The organism is Arthrobacter sp. FW306-04-A, assembly GCF_044358315.1.
In the GTDB taxonomy this organism is placed as follows: domain Bacteria; phylum Actinomycetota; class Actinomycetes; order Actinomycetales; family Micrococcaceae; genus Arthrobacter.
In genome coordinates this window covers 4,361,968-4,381,761 of the sequence record NZ_CP084559.1, presented here as the reverse complement: position 1 = coordinate 4,381,761, position 19,794 = coordinate 4,361,968, and the positions used below count along the sequence as shown (strand labels likewise).

The 19,794-nt window shown below is 64.1% G+C and carries 19 protein-coding genes; 13 read left to right on the top strand and 6 right to left on the bottom strand.

What is annotated here, in order from left to right; genetic code table 11:
* Nucleotides 1-24: 24 nt before the first annotated feature.
* A complete protein-coding gene (locus tag LFT43_RS20485; protein WP_395800032.1) occupies nucleotides 25-1,557 on the top strand; it encodes a glycosyltransferase family 87 protein in 1,533 nt (510 codons plus the stop codon).
* On the top strand, nucleotides 1,550-2,995 hold the full coding sequence (locus LFT43_RS20480) for a phytoene desaturase family protein (protein WP_395800030.1): 1,446 nt from the start codon (nucleotides 1,550-1,552) through the stop codon (nucleotides 2,993-2,995). Before LFT43_RS20485 ends, LFT43_RS20480 begins: the two co-directional genes overlap by 8 nt.
* A 237-nt stretch (nucleotides 2,996-3,232) precedes the next feature.
* On the opposite strand, the gene LFT43_RS20475 is transcribed toward LFT43_RS20480, so the two are convergent.
* Nucleotides 3,233-3,838 carry an NAD(P)-dependent oxidoreductase gene (locus LFT43_RS20475; RefSeq protein WP_395800028.1) on the bottom strand — a complete coding sequence of 202 codons (606 nt, stop codon included), beginning with the start codon at nucleotides 3,836-3,838 and terminating at the stop codon, nucleotides 3,233-3,235.
* An 82-nt stretch (nucleotides 3,839-3,920) separates the two neighbouring features.
* Here LFT43_RS20475 and LFT43_RS20470 point away from each other — a divergent pair, with 82 nt between their 5' ends.
* A complete protein-coding gene (locus LFT43_RS20470; RefSeq protein WP_395800026.1) occupies nucleotides 3,921-4,313 on the top strand; it encodes a winged helix-turn-helix transcriptional regulator in 393 nt (130 codons plus the stop codon).
* Nucleotides 4,314-4,341: 28 nt separating this feature from the next.
* Here the strand turns inward: LFT43_RS20470 and LFT43_RS20465 are convergent, their stop codons facing one another.
* Complete coding sequence (locus LFT43_RS20465) at nucleotides 4,342-5,040, bottom strand: ABC transporter ATP-binding protein (protein ID WP_395800024.1); 699 nt, start codon at nucleotides 5,038-5,040, stop codon at nucleotides 4,342-4,344.
* 46 nt (nucleotides 5,041-5,086) lie between these two features.
* Nucleotides 5,087-6,178: an ABC transporter permease gene (locus LFT43_RS20460; RefSeq protein WP_395800022.1), complete on the bottom strand. Its 1,092-nt coding sequence runs from the start codon at nucleotides 6,176-6,178 to the stop codon at nucleotides 5,087-5,089.
* A 201-nt stretch (nucleotides 6,179-6,379) separates the two neighbouring features.
* Here LFT43_RS20460 and LFT43_RS20455 point away from each other — a divergent pair, with 201 nt between their 5' ends.
* From LFT43_RS20455 to LFT43_RS20410, 10 genes are all read left to right on the top strand, one after another.
* A complete protein-coding gene (locus LFT43_RS20455) occupies nucleotides 6,380-7,723 on the top strand; it encodes a sensor histidine kinase (protein WP_395800020.1) in 1,344 nt (447 codons plus the stop codon).
* 62 nt (nucleotides 7,724-7,785) lie between these two features.
* Nucleotides 7,786-8,379: a LuxR C-terminal-related transcriptional regulator gene (locus tag LFT43_RS20450; protein WP_395803201.1), complete on the top strand. Its 594-nt coding sequence runs from the start codon at nucleotides 7,786-7,788 to the stop codon at nucleotides 8,377-8,379.
* An 82-nt stretch (nucleotides 8,380-8,461) separates the two neighbouring features.
* Nucleotides 8,462-10,438 (top strand): penicillin-binding transpeptidase domain-containing protein, encoded by a 1,977-nt coding sequence (locus LFT43_RS20445; RefSeq protein WP_395800018.1) that lies wholly within the window; start codon nucleotides 8,462-8,464, stop codon nucleotides 10,436-10,438.
* A gap of 206 nt (nucleotides 10,439-10,644) precedes the next feature.
* Complete coding sequence (locus LFT43_RS20440) at nucleotides 10,645-10,908, top strand: hypothetical protein (RefSeq protein WP_395800016.1); 264 nt, start codon at nucleotides 10,645-10,647, stop codon at nucleotides 10,906-10,908.
* A gap of 69 nt (nucleotides 10,909-10,977) precedes the next feature.
* Complete coding sequence (locus LFT43_RS20435) at nucleotides 10,978-12,258, top strand: FAD-dependent oxidoreductase (RefSeq protein WP_395800014.1); 1,281 nt, start codon at nucleotides 10,978-10,980, stop codon at nucleotides 12,256-12,258.
* On the top strand, nucleotides 12,255-12,878 hold the full coding sequence (locus tag LFT43_RS20430) for a TetR/AcrR family transcriptional regulator (RefSeq protein WP_395800012.1): 624 nt from the start codon (nucleotides 12,255-12,257) through the stop codon (nucleotides 12,876-12,878). The genes LFT43_RS20435 and LFT43_RS20430 overlap by 4 nt, the downstream gene beginning before the upstream one ends.
* A 33-nt stretch (nucleotides 12,879-12,911) precedes the next feature.
* Nucleotides 12,912-14,594, top strand: a complete 1,683-nt coding sequence (locus tag LFT43_RS20425) for an ABC-F family ATP-binding cassette domain-containing protein (protein ID WP_395800010.1) — start codon at nucleotides 12,912-12,914, stop codon at nucleotides 14,592-14,594.
* A gap of 247 nt (nucleotides 14,595-14,841) precedes the next feature.
* Nucleotides 14,842-15,420, top strand: coding sequence for a sugar O-acetyltransferase (locus LFT43_RS20420; protein ID WP_395800008.1), 579 nt, complete (start codon nucleotides 14,842-14,844; stop codon nucleotides 15,418-15,420).
* A 4-nt stretch (nucleotides 15,421-15,424) separates the two neighbouring features.
* Complete coding sequence (locus LFT43_RS20415) at nucleotides 15,425-15,994, top strand: TetR/AcrR family transcriptional regulator (RefSeq protein WP_395800006.1); 570 nt, start codon at nucleotides 15,425-15,427, stop codon at nucleotides 15,992-15,994.
* 56 nt (nucleotides 15,995-16,050) lie between these two features.
* Entirely contained in the window at nucleotides 16,051-17,244 is a 1,194-nt protein-coding gene (locus LFT43_RS20410; protein WP_395800004.1) for an MFS transporter, read from the top strand.
* A gap of 97 nt (nucleotides 17,245-17,341) precedes the next feature.
* Here LFT43_RS20410 and LFT43_RS20405 read toward each other — a convergent pair whose 3' ends face one another.
* Genes LFT43_RS20405 through LFT43_RS20395 form a run of 3 tightly spaced genes read right to left on the bottom strand, consistent with a single transcriptional unit; the run spans nucleotide 17,342 to nucleotide 19,793 of the window.
* A complete protein-coding gene (locus LFT43_RS20405; protein ID WP_395800002.1) occupies nucleotides 17,342-17,761 on the bottom strand; it encodes a hypothetical protein in 420 nt (139 codons plus the stop codon).
* Nucleotides 17,762-17,820: 59 nt separating this feature from the next.
* Nucleotides 17,821-19,068 carry an ABC transporter permease gene (locus LFT43_RS20400; RefSeq protein WP_395800000.1) on the bottom strand — a complete coding sequence of 416 codons (1,248 nt, stop codon included), beginning with the start codon at nucleotides 19,066-19,068 and terminating at the stop codon, nucleotides 17,821-17,823.
* Nucleotides 19,065-19,793 (bottom strand): ABC transporter ATP-binding protein, encoded by a 729-nt coding sequence (locus LFT43_RS20395; RefSeq protein WP_395799998.1) that lies wholly within the window; start codon nucleotides 19,791-19,793, stop codon nucleotides 19,065-19,067. Before LFT43_RS20395 ends, LFT43_RS20400 begins: the two co-directional genes overlap by 4 nt.
* Nucleotide 19,794 lies beyond the last annotated feature (1 nt).

Sequence of the window (19,794 nt, the reverse complement as noted above, 5' to 3'; positions counted from 1 at the left end):
GCGGCTGAAGGTAAGCTCGATTGCATGCAGGAGACGAAGCCGCACATCCGGCAAAAGCGTGCGCGCTTTGTGGTTCCGAGCCGTAGCGACTCCCTGCTGAGGAACTTCACCGAACTCATCGGGGGACCCCTCGGCCGGCGTTCCTCTCCTGGAGCCGTCTCCCCCGGATTCTTCACCGTTGAACGCGTCTTGATCATCTTCACGATCGTTGCCGCATTGCTGGCGATTCTGATCAAGGGCTATTGCAGGGTCAACGGTTGGCAGGCACCCCAGCAGTTCTACGCCACCTGCTACTCGGATTTCCCCGAACTCTTCGGCAGCCGAGGCCTTGCCGGTGGGGTCTTTCCGTTCTTCGACCAGAAAAGCCTCTTCGAGTATCCGGTGATCTCCGGGCTGATAGCCGGGGCTACGGCATGGTTGGTGCCTGGCCACGGTGCCAGCCCCGAACGGATCTTGGGCTACTTCGATGTGAATGCCACCCTGATTGTGGCCCTGTGGATCGTGGCTGTCCTGGCTACCGCGCGCATCAACCGACGCCGACCCTGGGACGCAAGCATGGTGGCCCTGGCCCCTGGGATCGTTCTGGCCGGCTTTATCAACTGGGACATGTGGGCCGTAGCCATGCTCGCAGTGGGGATGTATTTCTTCGCGAAGGAACGTCCCGTCCTGGCCGGCGTGTTCATCGGCCTGGGCACGGCCACCAAGCTTTACCCGGTGCTCATCCTGGGCGCAGTCTTTTTGCTGGCGCTACGCAGCGGTCGGTTTAAGGTCTTCTTTGCGACCAGCGCTTCGGCGGCAGCAGCGTGGCTTGCGGTCAATATCCCGATCGCCGCCGTCAACCCAGCCGGCTGGCGGTACTTTTTCGACTTCACCCAGGACCGTCCGGCCGGATACAGCTCGTTGTGGTTCGCCTACAACTTAGTGGCAGAACGCCTGCACCTTGTCCAACTTGGTCCGGAAGCCATCAACTCATTGGCTTTCAACGTGTTCCTCCTTGCGTGCGTCCTGATTGCGGGATTGGCTTTGACGGCGGCGCGGCGCCCCCGGCTATCCCAACTGACGTTCTTGATAGTGGCTGCCTTCATCCTGAGCAACAAGGTCTATTCGCCCCAGTTTGTGTTGTGGCTCGTGCCGTTGCTGGCTTTGGCCCGGCCACGATGGCGCGACTTCCTGCTCTGGCAGGCAGCCGAGGCCCTGCACTGGACGGCCACCTGGATGTATTTGGGCCAGACCAGCAGCGGTGGCCCGGTGCAGAACAACATCGACATGCCGTACTACGTCATGGCCGTAATGCTGCATATGGCCGCGACGGCATATTTGATGTTGAGGATTGCGTGGGACATTTGGGAATCACATCTGGACCCCCTTCGGATCCAAGGCGAGGACGACCCCCATGGAGGGGTGTTCAACGGTGCCAAGGATTGGTTCCGAGCGGACCTCAAGAACCCTGCCGCATCGGTGCTGCCTTGGCGGCACGTTGCCTTGTTCCCTGAACGGCAGCAGCCCAACCAGGACTCAGTCACCTCGGCGAAAGGCGAGGCCGAGCGCGATGGCTGAGGTCGCCGTCGTCGGTTCCGGACCGAATGGCTTGGCCGCAGCGGTAGTCATGGCGCGCGCTGGCCTGGCCGTCAGGGTGTACGAGGCTGCGGGGACGATCGGGGGCGGGACCCGCACAGCCGAACTCTTGGAACCGGGTCATGTCTACGACGTCTGTTCCGCGGTCCACCCGATGGCGCTGGCTTCGCGATTCTTCCGGGACTTTGAACTCGAAAGGCGCGTGGAGCTACGTTTGCCGGAGGTTCAGTACGGCACCCCGCTCGACGGCGGCCGGGCAGCTCTCGCCTACCGCTCGCTGGAGCAAACCGCGTCTGAACTTGGAGCCGACGGCGCCGCTTTTGCCCGCCTGATGGGACCGCTGGTGGAGCGTTTGGGCGGAGTGCTGGACGTGACTCAGAACCAACTGCTGAGGATGCCGGCCAATCCCGTGGCCGCACTGCGACTTGCGTTGGCGACCCTGGAGCAGGGTTCGCCGTGGTGGAACCGGCGTTTCACAGGGGATGCGGCTCCCGCACTCTTGACCGGGGTCGCGTCCCATGCTGTGGCTCCACTGCCCTCGCTCGCCGCAGCGGGGGCGGGACTCTTGTTGGGAGCGCTGGCGCATGCCGGTGGCTGGCCCATCCCGGTTGGCGGCTCGGCGGCGATAGCGGACTCGATGGCGCGCGACATCGAGGCCCACGGCGGGGTGATTGAGACAGGCGTGGAGATCAATTCCTTGGAGGAGTTGCGGCCTGCAAAGGCCATTTTATTGGACGTTGCACCCCCGGGACTGCTGCGCATGGCCGGTACGGCCCTTCCGGGGCGCTACCGGCGGGTCCTGGAAACATTCCGTTTCGGGAATGCGGCGTGCAAGGTGGACTTCATCCTGTCCGACCCGGTTCCGTGGGCCGCGCCGGGGCTCGCTGGCGCCGGGACCGTGCACGTGGGTGGCACGCGAGCCGCCATGGCCGAGGCCGAGAACTTGGTAACTGCTGGCCGGCACCCCGGGAAGCCGTATGTGCTTGTGGCCCAGCCATCCATTGTGGATCCCGGGCGGGCTCCTGCTGGGCGGCACATTCTGTGGTCCTATTGCCACGTGCCCAAAGGGTCAACCGTGGACATGGCCGAGGCGGTCATGGCAAGGATCGAAGAATTCGCGCCGGGCTTCCGGGATGTGGTGGTCGGCTGGAAAACGACGACGGCGGCGGGCTTGGCCGGTTACAACGCGAACTATGTGGGCGGAGACTTCAGCGCGGGACTGATGGACATTCGGGGACTGGTGCAGCGTCCCGTGCTTTCACCGGTGCCGTGGCGGACGCCGCTGCCTGGAGTGTACCTGTGCTCATCGTCCACGCCGCCAGGACCGGGAGTGACAGGAATGCCCGGGTACCATGCAGCCAAGCATGCCTTGAAGGACATATTCGGCCTGCGGGTACCCGGGCTCGGCCTACGTGCGTAAAGGCGCCCCCGGACGCCCGCTCACATATGTGGCCCTCCCGGCCGACGCCCGCTCACATCTGTGCCCCAACGCCAGAACGGTGCTGCAGATCGCCTGCAGGAGCGTTCCGAATTTTTCCCCTATATCTGCAGGAGGATCGGGTTGGAGGCCGCTATATCTGCAGGAGGATCGGGTTGGAGGCCGCTATATCTGCAGGAGGGTCGGGAGATGGGCCGTAGGACGCGAGCGGGCGTGAGGTTAGTTGGCTGCCGTGAAACGTGCGCGCCGGTGGGCCGGAGTCTCGATCTCGTCCAGCATGGCGACGGCGTAGTCCTGGGTTGAGATGCTGTTGCCAGCAGGGGAATCCTTGGCGGTGGAGTAGTTGCCCGTGCGTTCACCGGGCTGGATGACGGGTGCCGGTGCCAGCACCGTCCAGTCCAGGCTCTCCGGGGCGTCCTTGACGGCGGCGAATGCGGCGGCCGCGGTGGTGGCCTCGGCCTTGTAGGCCTCCGGGAAGTCAGGCGAATCGAGGAGGCGGAGGCCGTCGATCTCCAGGGTACCGGCGCCTCCGACGATCATGAGGCGCGTGCCTTCGGCGTTGCTGTAGGCGGTATCCATCGCTGCAAGCCATTCTCTGTGGTCTCCGCCAGTGCGGCTCGGCCCTGTGGCGAGGATGACGGCGTCGTGCGCTTTGGCGATCTCCGCGAAACTTTGGCCATCAGCGAGATCGGCGGCGAGGGACTTCGCTCCAGCGACCTCCGAGCCTTTGCGGGAGATGGCGGTGACTTCGTGGCCACGCGTGAGTGACTCGTTGACGATCTGGCTTCCGACCATGCCTGTTGCGCCGTAAACTGCGATTTTCATGACTCTCCTTGGGTTGCTATCCTTGCAATACGAAAACAGTATCTATTTGATACTGATAGCTTCAAAGGAACTTAGTTACCTTATGGAAACCAATGAACTGCCGGCAGACGTTTTGGACCCCGATTGCCCGTCCCGGGTGATCTTCCAACGCATAGGCGACAAATGGGCCTCGCTGGTTGTCCAGGTCCTCGCAGACGGTCCCATCCGCTTCTCCGAGCTTCGCAAAATGGTCCACGTGGTAACGCCCAAGGTGCTGACCCAGACCCTTCGTACCCTCGAACGCGACGGCCTCATCACGCGGACTGTCCACGCCCAGGTGCCGCCACGAGTCGACTACGAACTCACAGAACTTGGAACGTCATTGCTGGAACCACTGACCCTCCTGCGTCTCTGGGCTGAGGACCACGTACCCAGCATCCTTGAGGCCCGCGATGCCTATGACGATGCCCAGGACGAGGCCGTCATCAGGGGCTAACCCCTGCCCCTCTTACCCGAGGCGCGGGTCAGTTGGGTATCCCGACGGGTACACCCGGGCCAAGGCTCCCGTCCCGCATTGTTGCGACGGAGTCGGTGAGCGGCAGGAACTCGGTATCGTGCGTCACCATGACGGTCGCGGTCGCGAACTCGTCCGTGACCTGACGCAGCAACCGCACGATCGATTCGCTGCGCTCGTGATCCAACGCTGCTGTGGGTTCGTCGACGAGCAATACCCGGGGGTGGCCCATGAGCGCCCTCGCGATGTTAACGCGCTGCCGCTGTCCGCCGGAGAGCTGGTGCGGCCGTTTGTTGAGTGAAGCGCCGAGCCCGACGACGTCGAGCAGTTCCGTGGCGCGCGTTCGAGCCGCTTTGGCCGGCTTTCCCCGGAGATGGTGGCCGATGATCAGCTGCTCGACGGCGGTCAGGGAAGGCAGGAGGTTGGGCTGCTGGAAGATGAGGCCCACCTTCTCCCGGCGCAAGGAAGTGAGTTCGGTGTCCTTGAGTTCGGTGGCATCCACGCCGTCGATGACGATGAGGCCTGAGTTTGGCCGGACAAGCGTGGCCGCCACGGCCAGAAGTGAGGATTTTCCGGAGCCGGATGGACCCACGAGGGAGAAGAATTCGCCCGCGTCCACGCTGAGATCCACAGCGTCCAGGGCTTTCAGGGTGGAGTCTCCATCCGGGTACTCCAGGGTAACGCTGACCAAATTGAGAGCTGGGCTCATTGATATGCCTTTCATGGAATATTTTTCCGTAAAGGATGGGTTGGCTCTAGTTGCCGCCGAGGGCGATGAGCGGATCCACTGTGGTGATGCTGCGGACGGCAAGTGCGGCCCCCGCCAGGCCCAAGATGACAATCCCGGCGATGGGCAGGAGCGTGGTCAGCGGAGACACCAGGAACGGGGCCGCTTGGGCAGCGAAGAAGCCGCCCAGCACGCCAAACCCACCACCTAGTCCCGCACCGGCGAGCAGGACGATTCCCGCCTGGACAAGTGCATCCCTCACCACGTAGCCAGAAGAGGCGCCCATCGCCTTGAGCACAGCGATGTCGCGCGTGCGCTGGACGGTCCAGACGGTCAGGAACGCCACGATGACGAGTGCCGAGATGCCGTACAGGAAGGCCTGCATCAACATGAGGGAGCCGTTTTCGCTTTTGTAGGAGCCAAGGGCCTGGAACGAGCCATTGGGGCTGGCGCTAACCGTGCCGGCCGCCGCATTGGCGGCATCGACGTCCATGGAGACCCCGGCGTCGTACGTCACGGCGAGAACTGTTCCTATGGATGCCCCGGCGGGAATATGTGCGAGCTTCTGCCACGTGGAGCGGGCGGTCCAGACGACGCCGGTGTGGGAATACCACTCATCCTGGGTGATCGCAGAAACGGTCAGGCTGGTACCGCCTACTGTCACCCGGCTCCCGTTACTTAGCGCGAGTTCCTTTGCCAAGGACTTCCCGACCACCACATCGCCGTCCTTGACCGGGACAGGTGAGATCCCGGCGTCTGCCCCGAAGACCGCCACGTTGGCAGTCCCGGCGGCATTGTTGGACGAATCGAGGGACTGGAATCGAGTCTGCGTGATGCCGACGGCCTCGGCAGAGGCAACACCAAGCCGGTTTCGCCATGCCTCAAGCTGTTTGCCGGAGACCTCCGATTCCGTGTAGGACGCCTTGGCCTCGCCTCCAGCGGGCGCGCCGAAAACGATCTGTTGCGCCGGGAGCGCCGCGATGGCCGACGTCGACTGGTTGCCGAGGCCCGCGGTAAGTCCGGACAGCATGACGAGGAGGAGCGTGATGAGGGCGACGACGCTTCCCATCAGGGCGAAACGGCCCTTGGCAAAGCGGATGTCGCGCAAGGCGAGAAACATGTCATTCCTTTGTTCGGCGCCATTGAGGCGATCTTCTGGTCCTGTTTCAACTCTCCGACGGGAACGAGCGCAAGGAATCGGTAGGCGGATGGATCCGTTCGATCGCTTTGGTTGACCCGCGGATCAACCGTTTGGTTGATTGGGCCCGAATACGGCGGAATCCGGGCAAAAGTGTCGGCGGGCGGGGCTAGTCTGGAGGGCATGCAGGGAGCCGATTTACCTCAAGCCGCAGTTGAGCGCGGTGTCAAGGCGCGGCCCGGTGTCGCCGCGCAGCCCAGCGGCGCTGCCGTGATTTTGCGTGTCCTGCGCGTCAGCCTGCACGTTGGTTTTGCTGTGCTTCTATTGGTCGCCGTCCTGAGGCTTGTGGCCGCGGGCCTTTCGCCCCTGGCCACCGCGGCAGGCCTGGTACTTGCCCTGTTGCTGGCGGCCGTCTACCTCGTGGGGACGTTCCTCGAGAAGAGGCACGCCCTCAATCCCAAGCGCCTCGATCCGAAACCCTACGCTTGGTGGTGGCTCGCCGTCGTTTGTTTCCTGTGGCTGCTGCTCATGTTCATCAGTCCGGACTTTGCGTGGATGGCCTTCCCGTTGTTCTTCCTGCAACTGCACGTTTTGCCGAGGCGCTTGGCCCTGCCGGGAATAGCTGCCAGCACTGCGCTCCTGATCGCAGCCATGTGGTTCCACAACCGCGGCGCCGGAGCGGACGCTTTGCAACTTCCCATGGTCCTTGGTCCGGTTTTGGGTGCCGCCTTCGCAGTGGTCACCGGACTGGCGTATCGGGCGCTCTACGTCGAGGGGGAGAACCAACGCCTCGCCGCTGAGGAATTGCGCCGCACCCGTGCCGAACTGGCACGCAGCCAGCACGACGCCGGTGTGCTGGCTGAGCGTGAAAGGCTCGCCCGCGAAATCCATGACACCCTGGCCCAGGGATTCTCGAGCATCGTCCTGATGGGACGTTCGGCGGAGAGAGCGCTCGACGCTGGTGACGACGCTGCGGCCCGAGACCGGCTCAGGACCGTCCGTGAAACTGCGGCCAGCAACCTGGCGGAGGCCCGGAATTTTGTCCGGGAGCTGCGGCCGCCGGACCTGGAGGAGTCTGGCCTGGCGGACACTTTGCGGCGTCTCTGCGCGAAGACCGAGGCAGAGGCCGCCGCGCGCGGAGCCATGCTGCGCTGCCGCTTCGAGCTTCAGGGCACGCCGGTGCCGCTGCCCAATCCATACCAAACCACTTTGTTGCGCGCGGCTCAGTCTTCCCTCGCTAACGTGTGGGCGCATGCGCACGCGAACACCGCCGTCGTTACCCTGTCTTTTCTGGACGCCGAGGTGACCATGGACGTGTTCGACGACGGTGTGGGCTTCGATTCCGTCGCGCCCGCTGCCGCAGAAGCGCGTGGTGACGGAACCGGCGTCGGGCTCAAGAGCCTACGCGAGCGTCTGGCGGCCCTGGACGGAACGCTCGACGTCGAGTCTGCTCCCGGGGAGGGGACCGTGGTGGCTGTCCGGCTGCCGCTGGGTACCCGCAACCCAGCTCAGGAGGCATCCGAGTGACCTACAACATCAGGGTCTTGCTGGTGGATGACCATCCCGTGGTACGGGCGGGGCTCCGGGCCATGCTTGCCGACTTCGAGGGCGTCAGCGTAGTGGCGGAAGCCTCCGACGGCGGCGCCGCATTGGCAGAACTTTCGAAGCTCCATACCCTCGGCGAGCCCGTGGACGTGGTCCTCATGGATCTGCAAATGGGCTCGGGGATGGACGGCGTCACCGCCACCGGCAAGATCAAGGCCGGTGAAGCCGGGACTCCCCCGCCACCGGTCCTGATCCTGACCACCTACGACAACGACGCCGACATCCTCGCCGCGGTGGAGGCCGGCGCGAGCGGATACATGCTGAAAGACGCACCGCCAGAGCAAATCCGACAAGCCGTAATGTCTGCAGCGGCGGGCCAGACCGCACTTGCCCCGGAGGTTGCGGCGCGCCTCATGGGACGGATCCGAAACCCCGCGGCCGCCCTGAGCGCCCGTGAGGTCCAACTCGTAGAGATCCTCGCCACCGGCATGAGCAACCGCGCGATGGCCAAGCAGCTCTTCATTTCCGAGGCCACGGTGAAGACGCACTTGGTGCACATCTACGCCAAGCTGGGCGTGGACAACCGGACGGCGGCCATCGGGGTGGCAACACAGCGCAGGATCATCCGGGGCCAATAGTTCGCACGGTGATTCGGGCTGGTTGGGCAAATTTTCGCGCCACAAATGTCGAGAGCCAAGCGTAGAAGGCATAATGGCGCAAATGGGGAAATCCAAGAATCTTGTCCTAGGGCTGGCAGCCCTGATGATTGCTGGCTCGCTGTCCGCGTGCGATGACGGCCGTTCCGGGGCGGAAGGTGCGGCCAAGCAGCTCGCTTCCGCGTTGGCAGCCCTCGACGTCGGCTCGCTCGCCGTTGACGGCAAGGACGCCACCGCGGCGAATGAGCAGGTCAAGGCTGTGTTTGCGGCCCTCGACCCAGCCAAACCTTCCGTCGAAAGCGGAGCGGTGAAGCTCGACGGCGACAAAGCCACCGTCCCGCTCAACTACACGTGGAAGATCGGAACCGCGGAGTGGAAGTACACCTCCCAGGCCGCGCTGAAGAAATCGGGCGACAAATGGGCCGTCCAATGGACTCCGGCACTCCTGGAGCCTGACATCAAGGACGGCGAAGTCCTGGACAAGACGGTAAGTGCGCCATCCAGGGCCGAGATCCTTGGTGCCGGGGACGCCAAATTGATCAGCTACCGTCCCGTGGTCTACGTCGGCATCGACAAGACCACGGTCGGATCGGCGGATCCTGCTGCTTCGGCGGCGAAGCTCGCGCAACTGGTCGGTGTGGACGAAGCCGCGTACGTGAAACAGGTACAGGCGTCCGGCCCACAAGCCTTCGTCAGTGCCATCACCCTGCGTCAAGACGGCCGGACGGTCACGGACCAGCAGCTTGCGTCGATTCCGGGTGCCCGCGGCATCCCTGATTCCCTGCCCTTGGCGCCGACGCGCACCTTCGCCCGCGCTGTGTTGGGTACAGCGGCAGAGGCAAGCGCCGAACAGATCCAAAAGGCCGGGGGTGCCCTCAAACTGGGAGACATCGTCGGGACTGGCGGCCTGGAGGAACAATACGACGCCCAACTCCGAGGCCAGGATGGAGTCTCCATCAAGGCCCGGCCGCAAGGCATGACCGACGACCAGATCAAGGCCGCGAAGCCCGATCCCCGTCGAGTCCTCTTTGCCGTTGACGCGAAGCCGGGAGAACCGGTGAAAACCACCCTGGATCCGCGCTTGCAGCAACTCGCGGAGGACACTTTGTCGGGAGTTGGCCCCGCCTCGGCCATTGTGGCGCTTCGCCCGTCCACCGGCGCAGTCCTTGCGGCCGCTTCCGGGCCTGGAAGCAATGGATACAACACGGCAATGCTGGGCCAGTACGCGCCGGGCTCCACGTTCAAGATCGTGGATTCCCTTGCCATGATCCGCAATGGAATGACACCGGATTCCAAGGTTGAATGCACGCCAACAATTACGGTGGATGGCCGGACCTTCAAGAACGCCGAAGGTTATCCGGCGTCGTCTTTGGGTTCAGTCGCTTTGCGGGACGCTTTTGCGCATTCATGCAACACAGCCTTCATCAATGCCCGGGACAAGGTCAGCCAGGCCCAGCTCGAATCCGCGGCAACGTCCCTTGGGCTGGCCGCCCAGGCGCCGAAGTTGGGAGCCGATGCCTTCCTGGGCTCCGTCCCGGGAAGCGCTGATGGCACCGAACACGCTGCCTCGATGATTGGCCAGGGCAAAGTGCTGCTTTCCCCGCTTGCCGCAGCCATCATGGCGGCCTCGGTGGCCCGCGGCGCGCCGGTGTCGCCGCAACTCGTCCTGAATCCCGGCTCAGGTTCGCCCTCCGCCGGTGCCACGACGACGGCGTCCGGCTCGCCGTCGTCGGCGGCTACTCCCACCGCGTCGGCGGCTTCCGACAAGCCGGTTACCCCGGCAGAGGCGGCCGCGCTGGGCGACATGATGCGTGCAGTGGTGACCTCCGGCCATGCCGGATTCCTCGCCTCAGTGCCTGGAGCGCCGGTGGGCGCGAAGACCGGGACGGCGGAATTCGGAAAGGACAACCCGCCCAAGACGCACGCCTGGATCGTTGCGGTCCACGGCGATCTGGCAGTGGCAGTGTTCGTCGAGGACGGCGGCCTCGGGGCCACCACCAGTGGCCCGTTGCTCAAGTCGTTCCTGACGGCGGCAGGCTAACACCGTCCGCAGAGGGCTGGTGTTTGATCTCGGGATGGACGTATTCTCAGGCTGTCACGCTGCGCCTTCTGCTGGAAGGCAATGCTCAGAAGCACCAGCAACGAGGGGAACCCATGCCTATGCCGCAGCCAGGATTTCAGCCCATCTACCCACCGTCCGATCCACGCCCGGTGAGCATGGGTCAGTTGCAGTGGTACATGGAGGGCATGAGGCACGCACGCCTTGCGGCCGTGTTCGGCGTGATCGGGATCTTCTCGTTTGGTGTGGTTTTCGGCCCCTTGGCGATCATCGAGGCGAAGAAGGCCGAGGGATTCGGGGTGGCGGCTCAGGAAGGAAAGGTCCTCGGTTGGGTGGGGATCGGCATTTTCATCCTTTGGATCCTGCTTTTCATTGCATATTTTGTCCTGATTGCCGCCATCGTTTCGAACCTGCCGCACATCGTTAACACTCCATATCCAAGCCGGCCCTAGACACGCCCTGCCCGCGGGTGCACACTTAATTCAACGCTTGTTGAATTAGTTGCAAGGGTGGGAGTGGCCATGGACAAGGTCGAAAGCACCACATGTGTCGTCGTGGGCGGCGGCCCCGCCGGTGTGATGCTCGGACTCCTGCTGGCCCGGGCAGGAGTGGAGGTCACCGTCCTCGAAAAGCATGCCGACTTCCTGCGCGACTTCCGTGGCGACACCGTCCACCCTTCCACCATCCGACTCTTGGATGAGCTCGGGCTGGGCGAAGGATTCCGGGCCCTGCCCCAAAGCAAGCTCGGCAATTTCAAGCTTCCCACGGGTGGCGGAGAAGTGACCCTGGCCGCCTTCGATCGCCTCAAGCCGCCCTACGATTACGTAGCCATGGTTCCGCAGTGGGACCTCCTGAACTTCTTGGTGGACGCCGCGCAGCAAGCGCCGCACTTCACGCTCAGGATGAATACTGAGGCCACGGATTTGGTGTACGACGACGGCGGGAAGGTTGCCGGGGTGGCCTACCGCACCCGCGACGCGGCGTCGGGAGCGGAAACCGGCACAGGCGAACTGCGCGCAACCTTGACGGTTGCCTGCGATGGCCGCAGTTCGGTACTCCGCCAGAAGGCCGGACTTGTCCCCCACGAATTCCCAGTGCCGTTCGACACCTGGTGGTTCAGGCTCTCCCGGCGTGCCGACGAACAGGAGCAGCTGGCCTCCATCATGCCGCGTTTCTCCGGTAAGGATGTGCTCCTCAGCCTGACCCGCAAGGACTTCTACCAGATCGCGTACATCGCGGAGAAAGGCAAGGATGCCCAGTTGCGTGCTGAAGGGGTACAGAGCTTCCGCGCACGCGTCGCCCGCCTGCGCCCGGACCTGGCGGACCGCATGGACGAAATCAGGTCCATGGACGATCTCCATATGCTGGACGTGAAGCTCAACCGGATCAAGCAATGGCACAAGCCCGGGCTACTCCTGATCGGCGATGCGGCCCATGCGATGTCTCCTGCTGGAGGCGTGGGCATCAACCTGGCCATCCAGGACGCGGTTGCCGCTGCCCAACGTATCGCCCGCCCGTTGCTTCAGGGCACCTTGGAGGAGGCCGATCTCGCTTCGGTGCAGAAGCGCCGCTGGTTCCCCACCGTGGTGATCCAGAATGTGCAGCTCCTCATCCAGAACGCAGTCTTCGGCCCCGCATTGTCCGGGCGATTGGTGGGCCGGCCGAGTCCGCTGGTCTTTGTCGCCCGCCACGTTCCGTGGTTCGGAAAGCTCCCAGCGCTCATGATCGCCTTCGGGCCACGGCCGGAGCATGCCCCGGACTTCGCGCGCCGGAAGGCCGCAGCGAGCCGGGATGCGGCGTGAGCAGGGGGCGCCGTCCCGGACAAGTGAGCAGCCGCGACGCTGTTCTCCGCGCGGCCCGCGAACAATTCAGCCGCAGAGGATATGACGCCGCAACAGTCCGGGCCATCGCAGCCGAGGCTGGCGTGGACCCGTCCATGATCAACCACCATTTCGGCACCAAAGAGCAGCTGTTCATGGCTGCGCTTGAGTTACCTGTGGACCCCAAGGAACACCTGACGGCTGTCCTTGACGGGCCGCGGGGCGGCGTCGGGAAACGGCTGGTATCGCGCTTACTGACAGTTTGGGACTCGCCGGCGGGGGCAGCCGGCGTCGCGGTACTGCGGACGGCCATGCAACACGAATGGAGTGCGGCGTTGGTCCGCGAGTTCATCCTCAACCGGGCTATCAACCCGCTGCTGGCTGGCCTTGGTGTGCCCGGGGAAGAGGCCTCGTGGCGCGGAAGCCTGGTGGCATCGCAGCTTTCCGGATTAATCCTGACCCGCTACCTGATCAAACTGGAGCCGATCGCTTCGGCCCCGCACGCCGTCGTCGTCCGAGCGCTGGGCCCGACGATCCAGCGTTACCTCACAGGCGCCGTTGCCGGCGAACTGCCGGCTTGGGTGAGCAAACCCGGCGACTAAGGAGTCTCCCGCGGTCCGTGGGAAGATTGGGCAGTGGCCCACATTGATATTTCCGGCATCGATTACTTCCTCTCCGACGGCACGCAGCTGCTCAACGGTGTGACCTTCAAGGTCCCGGACGGCAGCAAAACAGCGTTGATCGGGCCCAATGGAACGGGTAAGACCACGCTTTTCAAGATCATCGCCGGCGATCTCACGCCGGACGAAGGGGTAGTGGGTCGCTCCGGAACCATGGGCATCATGCGCCAGTTCGTGGGCCAGGTCCGCGATGAATCCACCGTGCGCGACCTTCTCGTTTCCGCCGCGCCGCCGGCCCTTGCCGCGGCCGCCAAGGCAGTCGAAGACGCTGAGCTCGCCATGATGGAGCACGACGACGAGCCCACCCAGATGCAGTACGCCCAAGCGATCGTGGACTGGGGAGACGCCGGGGGGTACGACGTCGAGACAGTCTGGGACGAGGTTTGCATGGCCGCGCTGGGAATCCCCTTTGACCGCGCCCAGCACCGTCCGGCGTCGAGCCTTTCCGGGGGCGAGCAAAAGCGCTTGGTGCTCGAGGCGCTGTTCTCCGGACCGGATCAGCTGTTGCTCCTCGACGAACCGGACAACTACCTCGATGTTCCGGGCAAGCGCTGGCTCGAAAGCAAACTCAACGAATCCAAGAAGACAGTTTTCTTCATCAGCCACGACCGCGAGCTGCTCAACAACGCCGCAGGACGCATCGTGACCCTTGAACCAGGCATCAACGGTGCCGGCGCGTGGGTGCACGGAGGTGGTTTCGGCACGTATGTGGACGCGCGTATTGACCGAAACGCGCGCTTCGAGGAACTGCGCAAGCGTTGGGACGAGGAGCACCTGAAGCTCAAGGAACTCGTCATCATGTACAAGACCAAGGCTGCGTTCCGCTCGGACATGGCCAACAAATACCAGGCCGCGCAGACTCGCCTCGCCAAATTCCTGGAAGCCGGTCCGCCCGAAGCCTTGCCGCTGGAGCAAAACGTACACATGCGGCTCAAGGGAGGCCGAACAGCCAAGCGCGCCGTGGTCGCTGAAAAGCTTGAACTCACGGGCTTGATGAAGCCGTTCTCCACCGAGATCTGGTTCGGGGATCGCGTGGGCGTGCTGGGTTCCAACGGCTCGGGCAAGAGCCACTTCCTGCGGCTGTTGGCCGCCGGCGGCACCGATCCGGAGCGCGAGCACTTGCCGGTTTCCGACGTCGAAATCGCTGAAGTCCCGCACGAGGGAACCGTGAAACTGGGGGCCAGGATTCGTCCCGGATTCTTCGCGCAGACCCATTCCCGCCCGGACCTCCTGGGCCGGACACTCCTCGATATCCTCCACCGCGGCGACGAACACCGATCCGGGCTGGGCCGCGAGGCTGCATCCGGTGCGCTCGATTCCTATGGGCTGGTGGGCTCGGCCGAGCAGAAGTACGAGTCGCTCTCCGGAGGGCAGCAGGCGCGCTTCCAGATCCTGTTGCTCCAGCTCTCCGGCGCCACGCTCTTGCTCCTTGACGAGCCCACGGACAACCTTGATTTGCACTCGGGCGAAGCCTTGGAACGGGCGATCGACGCGTTCGAGGGCACCGTCCTGGCTGTCACGCACGACCGCTGGTTCGCGAAGTCCTTCGACCGTTTCCTCGTCTTCGGATCGGACGGCAAGGTCTACGAATCCGCTGAACCTGTCTGGGACGAGTCGCGGGTGGAGCGGGCCCGCTAACGTCCGGTTAGTCCCCCGGCGGCCAGGTCCGCCGGACTGACAGCTCCCAACGCTCCCTCACCTTTGGGGCGCTCCCAGCGATCCTCCCTCACCTTTGGGCCGCCTTTTTGAACGCTCCGGCACTGCAGGAGCGATCTCGATTTTGGCGTTAAAAGTGATCGGGGATCGGGAATTGGGGGCTTAAAGGTGACCGAGGATCGAGGGAGCCGGCTTCCCCTCCGGCACGGCGATGTGTACGATCGTACGCATGGCTGATTACTTCGCTGATGACCCGCGCACCAACCGGGAACGAATGCTCGCCGGAGACCTCTATATCTCCGACGATCCCGAGAGCGCGCGTGAATCACAGCGGGCAGTCCTGCTGCAGGCCAAGTACGCGGCAGCGTACGTGGAAGACCAGGATGCTGCACGGCCCATCCTCGCGGAGCTCCTTGGCGCCCTGGGTGAAGACGCCCACATCAAACCACCGATCTTCGTGGACTACGGCACGTTCATCACGGTTGGAGCCCGTACCTTCATCAACTACAACCTGACCGCCCTGGACGTTGCGTCGATTACCATCGGCGAAGATTGCCAGATCGGGCCCAATGTCCAGCTCCTGACGCCCACCCATCCCGTGGAGCCGCAGCCGCGCCGCGATCGACTCGAGGCCGCGCAGCCGATCACCATAGGAGACAACGTGTGGCTCGGGGGCGGAGCAATCGTCCTTCCAGGCGTGAGCATCGGCGACAACTCCGTGATCGGCGCGGGCGCGGTGGTCACCAAGGACATTCCCGCCAACTCGCTCGCAGTCGGCAACCCGGCCCGGGTCATTCGGGAGATCTGAAACTGTGGCCCCCCGCCGCTTCGATCCGGACCGCCGGGACCGGATCATCGACGCAGCCTTGGATGTCATCGCGGCCCAGGGCGTTGCCGGCGCCTCGCACCGCAAGATTGCCGAGCAAGCCGGAGTCCCCCTGGGGTCCATGACCTATCACTTCGCCAGTATGGATCAACTCCTCACGGAGGCGTTCAGGCGCTTCGGGAATTCGATCGCCGACCGCTTTGATCAGCAGTTGGGACAAGCAACAGACGTCGACGGCGCGCGGCTGGCTGTAGTTGACTTGATCCATCTCGACTTGCTGGACTCACAGCGGGACCTTGTCCTGACGCATGAGCTCTACACGCTCGCCGCCAGGAAGCCGGCGTTCCGCCAGATCACCCGGGACTGGATGGCCCGGAGCAGGCGTGCCCTCGGACTGCATTTCGACCCGGAAACCTGCAGGATGTTGGATGCACTGATTGAAGGCCTTTTCATCCACGCCGCGCTCGACACCGAACCGCACGACCGGGCCACCACCGTAGAAGCGGTCGCCCGTATCACCACCCCGTATCACCACCCTGCTCGGACCGCCCATTAGCGCACTCCAAGCATCGAAACCCGACGTGAAAAACTCTCCGTGGAAGTTGTGACCGTATGACCACCAGCACCAGAACCGCCCCCAACGTCAACGCCGCGGCAATCGCCACTTTCCTGGTCTTCGGCATGAATGGGCTCGTTTTTGCCAGCTGGGCGGCCCGCATACCTGCTGTCACCCAGACCTTGAATCTCACATCGGGGCAGATGGGCACACTCCTGTTGTGCACTGCAGTCGGGTCCCTTGTGGCACTGCCATCCGCGGGATGGGTGGTCGGCAGGATCGGTACGGCCAACACAGTCCGCGCCGCCGGGCTGCTAGCCGCCGCTGCCGGAGCGGCCATCGCCTTCTCCTTGATGGCCGGCTCCGCGGCCGCCACCGCGGTGGCGCTGTTCTTTTTCGGCGTGGGGGTCGGTCTGTGGGATGTGTCGCAGAATATCGAAGGGGCCGACGTCGAACACCGGCTCGGGCGCACCATCATGCCGCAGTTCCACGCCGCCTTTAGCGGGGGTGCCTTTGTGGGGGCACTGATCGGGGCGTGGCTTTCCCAGATGGGGGTCGGACTTCCGGAGCATCTGCTGGTGATTGCCGTCGTCGTGGTGCTTCTGACCTTGACGGCGCCGCGCTACTTCATGCCCCACGAAACCACAGGAACGACGTCCGACGCCGGCGTGCCTGCCGTCAAGGGTCCCTCGGCGTGGCGGGACTCCCGCACCCTGTTGATCGGTGTGGTGGTACTCGGAGCGACCCTCACTGAAGGCGCCGGAAACGACTGGATCGCCAAGGCCTCGGTGGATGGCCTGAATACTACCGAATCGACGGGCGCCCTCCTGTTTGCCCTCTTCGTCGCGGCGATGACCCTGATGCGTTTCCTCGGAGGCCGCGTGATCGACAGGTTCGGACGCGTCGCGGTGCTTCGGGCGAGCATGGCCGCCGCCGCAGTGGGCCTGGCGCTGTTCGTCTTCGCGGACAACCTCATCCTTGCCGGGATGGGCGCGGCCCTCTGGGGCATCGGCGCCGCTTTGGCCTTCCCGATGGGCATGTCCGCCGCGGCCGATGATCCCAAGCACGCAGCCGCCCGCGTCTCTGTGGTCTCGACCATTGGCTATGTTGCGTTTCTCGCCGGTCCGCCGCTCTTGGGGTACCTGGGCGACCACACCGGCATCCACATGGCCCTGCTTGCTATCGGAGCGCCGATCTTGATTGCTCTTTGGCTGGCTGGCGCCGCCAAGCCTTTGGTGAAAAGCAACTAGTCCCCACCGGCTCCCGGGCAGGGAACCCTGGCGGTGTGGTGCCCACGCAGTTGTTGTCTTTATAACGCCTTAACGACAACAACTGCGGGGCGGGTGGCTACGGCGCCGAGGTTGCGGGCGCCGAGGGAACAGCGCTTGGCGATGCCCCGTTGGTGGGCGCGCCGCTTTGCCGGTTCCGGCCCTGACCACCCTGGCCGTTTTGACCGCCATTTAGGTTCTGGAACTGGCCGCGGCCGGGGCGGGCCTGTCCGGCGTCCATGAGCTTGGTGACGCCGACGCCTCCGAAGAAGCCGACCGCGACCAGCAGCACGGCGAGGAGGATCTGCGTCAGGCGTCCCATCTGGAAGCGCTTCTTGGGAACGAACGGCTCCGGAGTTTGGGCGAAGGGCTGCCCGGTGGGCTCCTGTCCGGTGGCTTGCAGGACTGCGGTTGGCTGTCCCGCGTAAGACTGTGGTGAGTGGGACTGCTGGGGCTCCGGCTGGTTCGAGGGACCGGGCTCCGGCGCTGAATAGGACATTTGTGGATCTCCTGTTTGGGTGTTCTTCGTTTAGGTGCTGGGCGTGGAAATGGTCCGGGCTATTCGTACCGCAAGGCGTCGATCGGCCGTAGTTTTGCCGCTTTATTGGCCGGATAGATGCCGAAGATCAGGCCGATCGCCGCGGAAACCAGGAACGACAGCCACACGGTCCACCACTGGACTTCGGGCTGGGTTCCCAAAACGGGGAAGGCACTGCCAATGTAGCCCGCGGCAATGCCCAGCACTCCGCCGATCAGCGAAATGATGAGCGATTCGATCAGGAACTGGCTCACGATGCTCCCCCGCGAGGCTCCGATCGCCTTGCGGATGCCGATTTCGCGTGTGCGTTCGGTGACCGTGACGAGCATGATGTTCATGACGCCGATCCCGCCTACCAGCAGCGAAATTCCGGCCACGGCGCCCAAGAGGATGGTCAGTGTGGCGGTGGTCGTCGTGGCCGTGGTGAGGAGCTGCGCTTGATTCCGCACTTGGTAGTCACGGTTGGCAGACGTGACGTTGTGCCTGGCATCGAGGATCATTTGGACCTCGTTCTGGGCCTGGTTCATCACGTCCGCCGACTTCGCCTGGACGCTGATGGAGGCAAGGGAAGGCGAGTATCCGGTGAACTTGTCCTGGGCAGCACTGTAGGGGATCACCACAATGTCATCCGGATCGTTCAGGCCCGACGAGCCCTTTTGAGCCAGAACCCCGGAGACCACGAAGTTCTGGCCGTTGAGGGCGATCGTCTGCCCCACAGCGGAGGCCACTGAGTTGCCCACCAGATCTTGGGCCACGGTGTTGCCGATGACCGCCACCGTGGTGCCGTTGCTCGCGTCGCCCTCGCTGAAGTACGAACCCGCTGCGAGCGTATCGTTCGAAATGCCAAAGTACGACGGCGTGGTCCCCACAAACGTTGCGACCGCGTGGGTTGCGTCCTTATAGGTTCCCGTGACGTTCTGGGCGGTGACTACGGGCGCCGTCGCGGCGACATCGGGGGCCATGACAGGGTCAGTCAGCGAGGCCATGTCCTGGAGGGTCAGGTTGGTGCCGCGGGAGCGCGGACCGGTGACGGTTTGTCCGCCGCCCGCGGCGCGCCCGCCCGCCGTCGTCTGGCGGCTCACGCTAAGCACGTTGGTTCCCAGCTTGCCGATCTGGGCCTTGATGGCGTTGGAGGTTCCGGCGCCCACTGCCAGCAGGATGATGACGGACGCGATGCCGATCAGGATGCCGAGGGTGGTGAGTATGGAGCGCATCTTGTTGGCCATCACCCCCGTCAGGGCGAAGCGCACGGATTCGGCGATCATCATAGTGGCACCGCCGTCGCCAGGGGGTGTCCTTGGACGCCGCGGACCCGGTGGTCCTCAATGATGTGGCCGTCCTGGAATCGCACTACCCGGTTGGCCCGGGCTGCTACGTCGGCCTCGTGGGTGATCATCACGATGGTCCTTCCGTTGGCGTGCAAGGACTCGAAGAGGTCCAGGATCTCGTGGGAGGACTTGGTGTCCAAGGCACCTGTTGGTTCGTCAGCCAGCAGTAGCACCGGGTTGGTCACCAGGGCCCGGGCGATGGCGACGCGCTGTTGCTGACCTCCCGAGAGCTGCGAAGGCTTGTGGTCTGCGCGTTCAGCCAAGCCCACTGAATCGAGCACCTCCAAGGCCCGCTCCCGCCGTTCTTTCCGGTGCACTTTTGCGTAGGCGAGGGGCATGGAGACGTTGTCCACGGCCCTGGTTCGCGGTATGAGGTTGAAGTTCTGGAAGACGAAACCGATTTTCCGGTTGCGGATCTGCGCCAGCTGGTATTCGTCCAGGGTCCCGGTGTCGATGCCGTCCAGGTGGTAGGTACCCTGGGTGGCTCCGTCGAGGCAACCGATGATATTCATCATGGTGGACTTTCCGGAGCCAGAGGCGCCGATGATGGCCACGAAGTCGCCGCGGTCGATGGAAATGCTGACGGAGTCCAATGCCCGGACCTCGGCCTCCCCCTTGCCATAGATCTTGCTCACGGAGTCCAGTTGGATGACAGCGTCGTTCACG

Excerpts from the sequence above, each read along its gene's own strand:
- LFT43_RS20400 (WP_395800000.1), bottom strand. The coding sequence starts at position 19,068 with ATGATGATCGCCGAATCCGTGCGCTTCGCCCTGACGGGGGTGATGGCC.
- LFT43_RS20435 (WP_395800014.1), top strand. The coding sequence starts at position 10,978 with ATGGACAAGGTCGAAAGCACCACATGTGTCGTCGTGGGCGGCGGCCCC.
- LFT43_RS20455 (WP_395800020.1), top strand. The coding sequence starts at position 6,380 with ATGCAGGGAGCCGATTTACCTCAAGCCGCAGTTGAGCGCGGTGTCAAG.
- LFT43_RS20470 (WP_395800026.1), top strand. The coding sequence starts at position 3,921 with ATGGAAACCAATGAACTGCCGGCAGACGTTTTGGACCCCGATTGCCCG.
- LFT43_RS20405 (WP_395800002.1), bottom strand. The coding sequence starts at position 17,761 with ATGTCCTATTCAGCGCCGGAGCCCGGTCCCTCGAACCAGCCGGAGCCC.
- LFT43_RS20460 (WP_395800022.1), bottom strand. The coding sequence starts at position 6,178 with ATGTTTCTCGCCTTGCGCGACATCCGCTTTGCCAAGGGCCGTTTCGCC.
- LFT43_RS20445 (WP_395800018.1), top strand. The coding sequence starts at position 8,462 with ATGGGGAAATCCAAGAATCTTGTCCTAGGGCTGGCAGCCCTGATGATT.
- LFT43_RS20485 (WP_395800032.1), top strand. The coding sequence starts at position 25 with ATGCAGGAGACGAAGCCGCACATCCGGCAAAAGCGTGCGCGCTTTGTG.
- LFT43_RS20410 (WP_395800004.1), top strand. The coding sequence starts at position 16,051 with ATGACCACCAGCACCAGAACCGCCCCCAACGTCAACGCCGCGGCAATC.
- LFT43_RS20420 (WP_395800008.1), top strand. The coding sequence starts at position 14,842 with ATGGCTGATTACTTCGCTGATGACCCGCGCACCAACCGGGAACGAATG.
- LFT43_RS20440 (WP_395800016.1), top strand. The coding sequence starts at position 10,645 with ATGAGGCACGCACGCCTTGCGGCCGTGTTCGGCGTGATCGGGATCTTC.
- LFT43_RS20450 (WP_395803201.1), top strand. The coding sequence starts at position 7,786 with ATGCTTGCCGACTTCGAGGGCGTCAGCGTAGTGGCGGAAGCCTCCGAC.
- LFT43_RS20465 (WP_395800024.1), bottom strand. The coding sequence starts at position 5,040 with ATGAGCCCAGCTCTCAATTTGGTCAGCGTTACCCTGGAGTACCCGGAT.
- LFT43_RS20480 (WP_395800030.1), top strand. The coding sequence starts at position 1,550 with ATGGCTGAGGTCGCCGTCGTCGGTTCCGGACCGAATGGCTTGGCCGCA.
- LFT43_RS20475 (WP_395800028.1), bottom strand. The coding sequence starts at position 3,838 with ATGAAAATCGCAGTTTACGGCGCAACAGGCATGGTCGGAAGCCAGATC.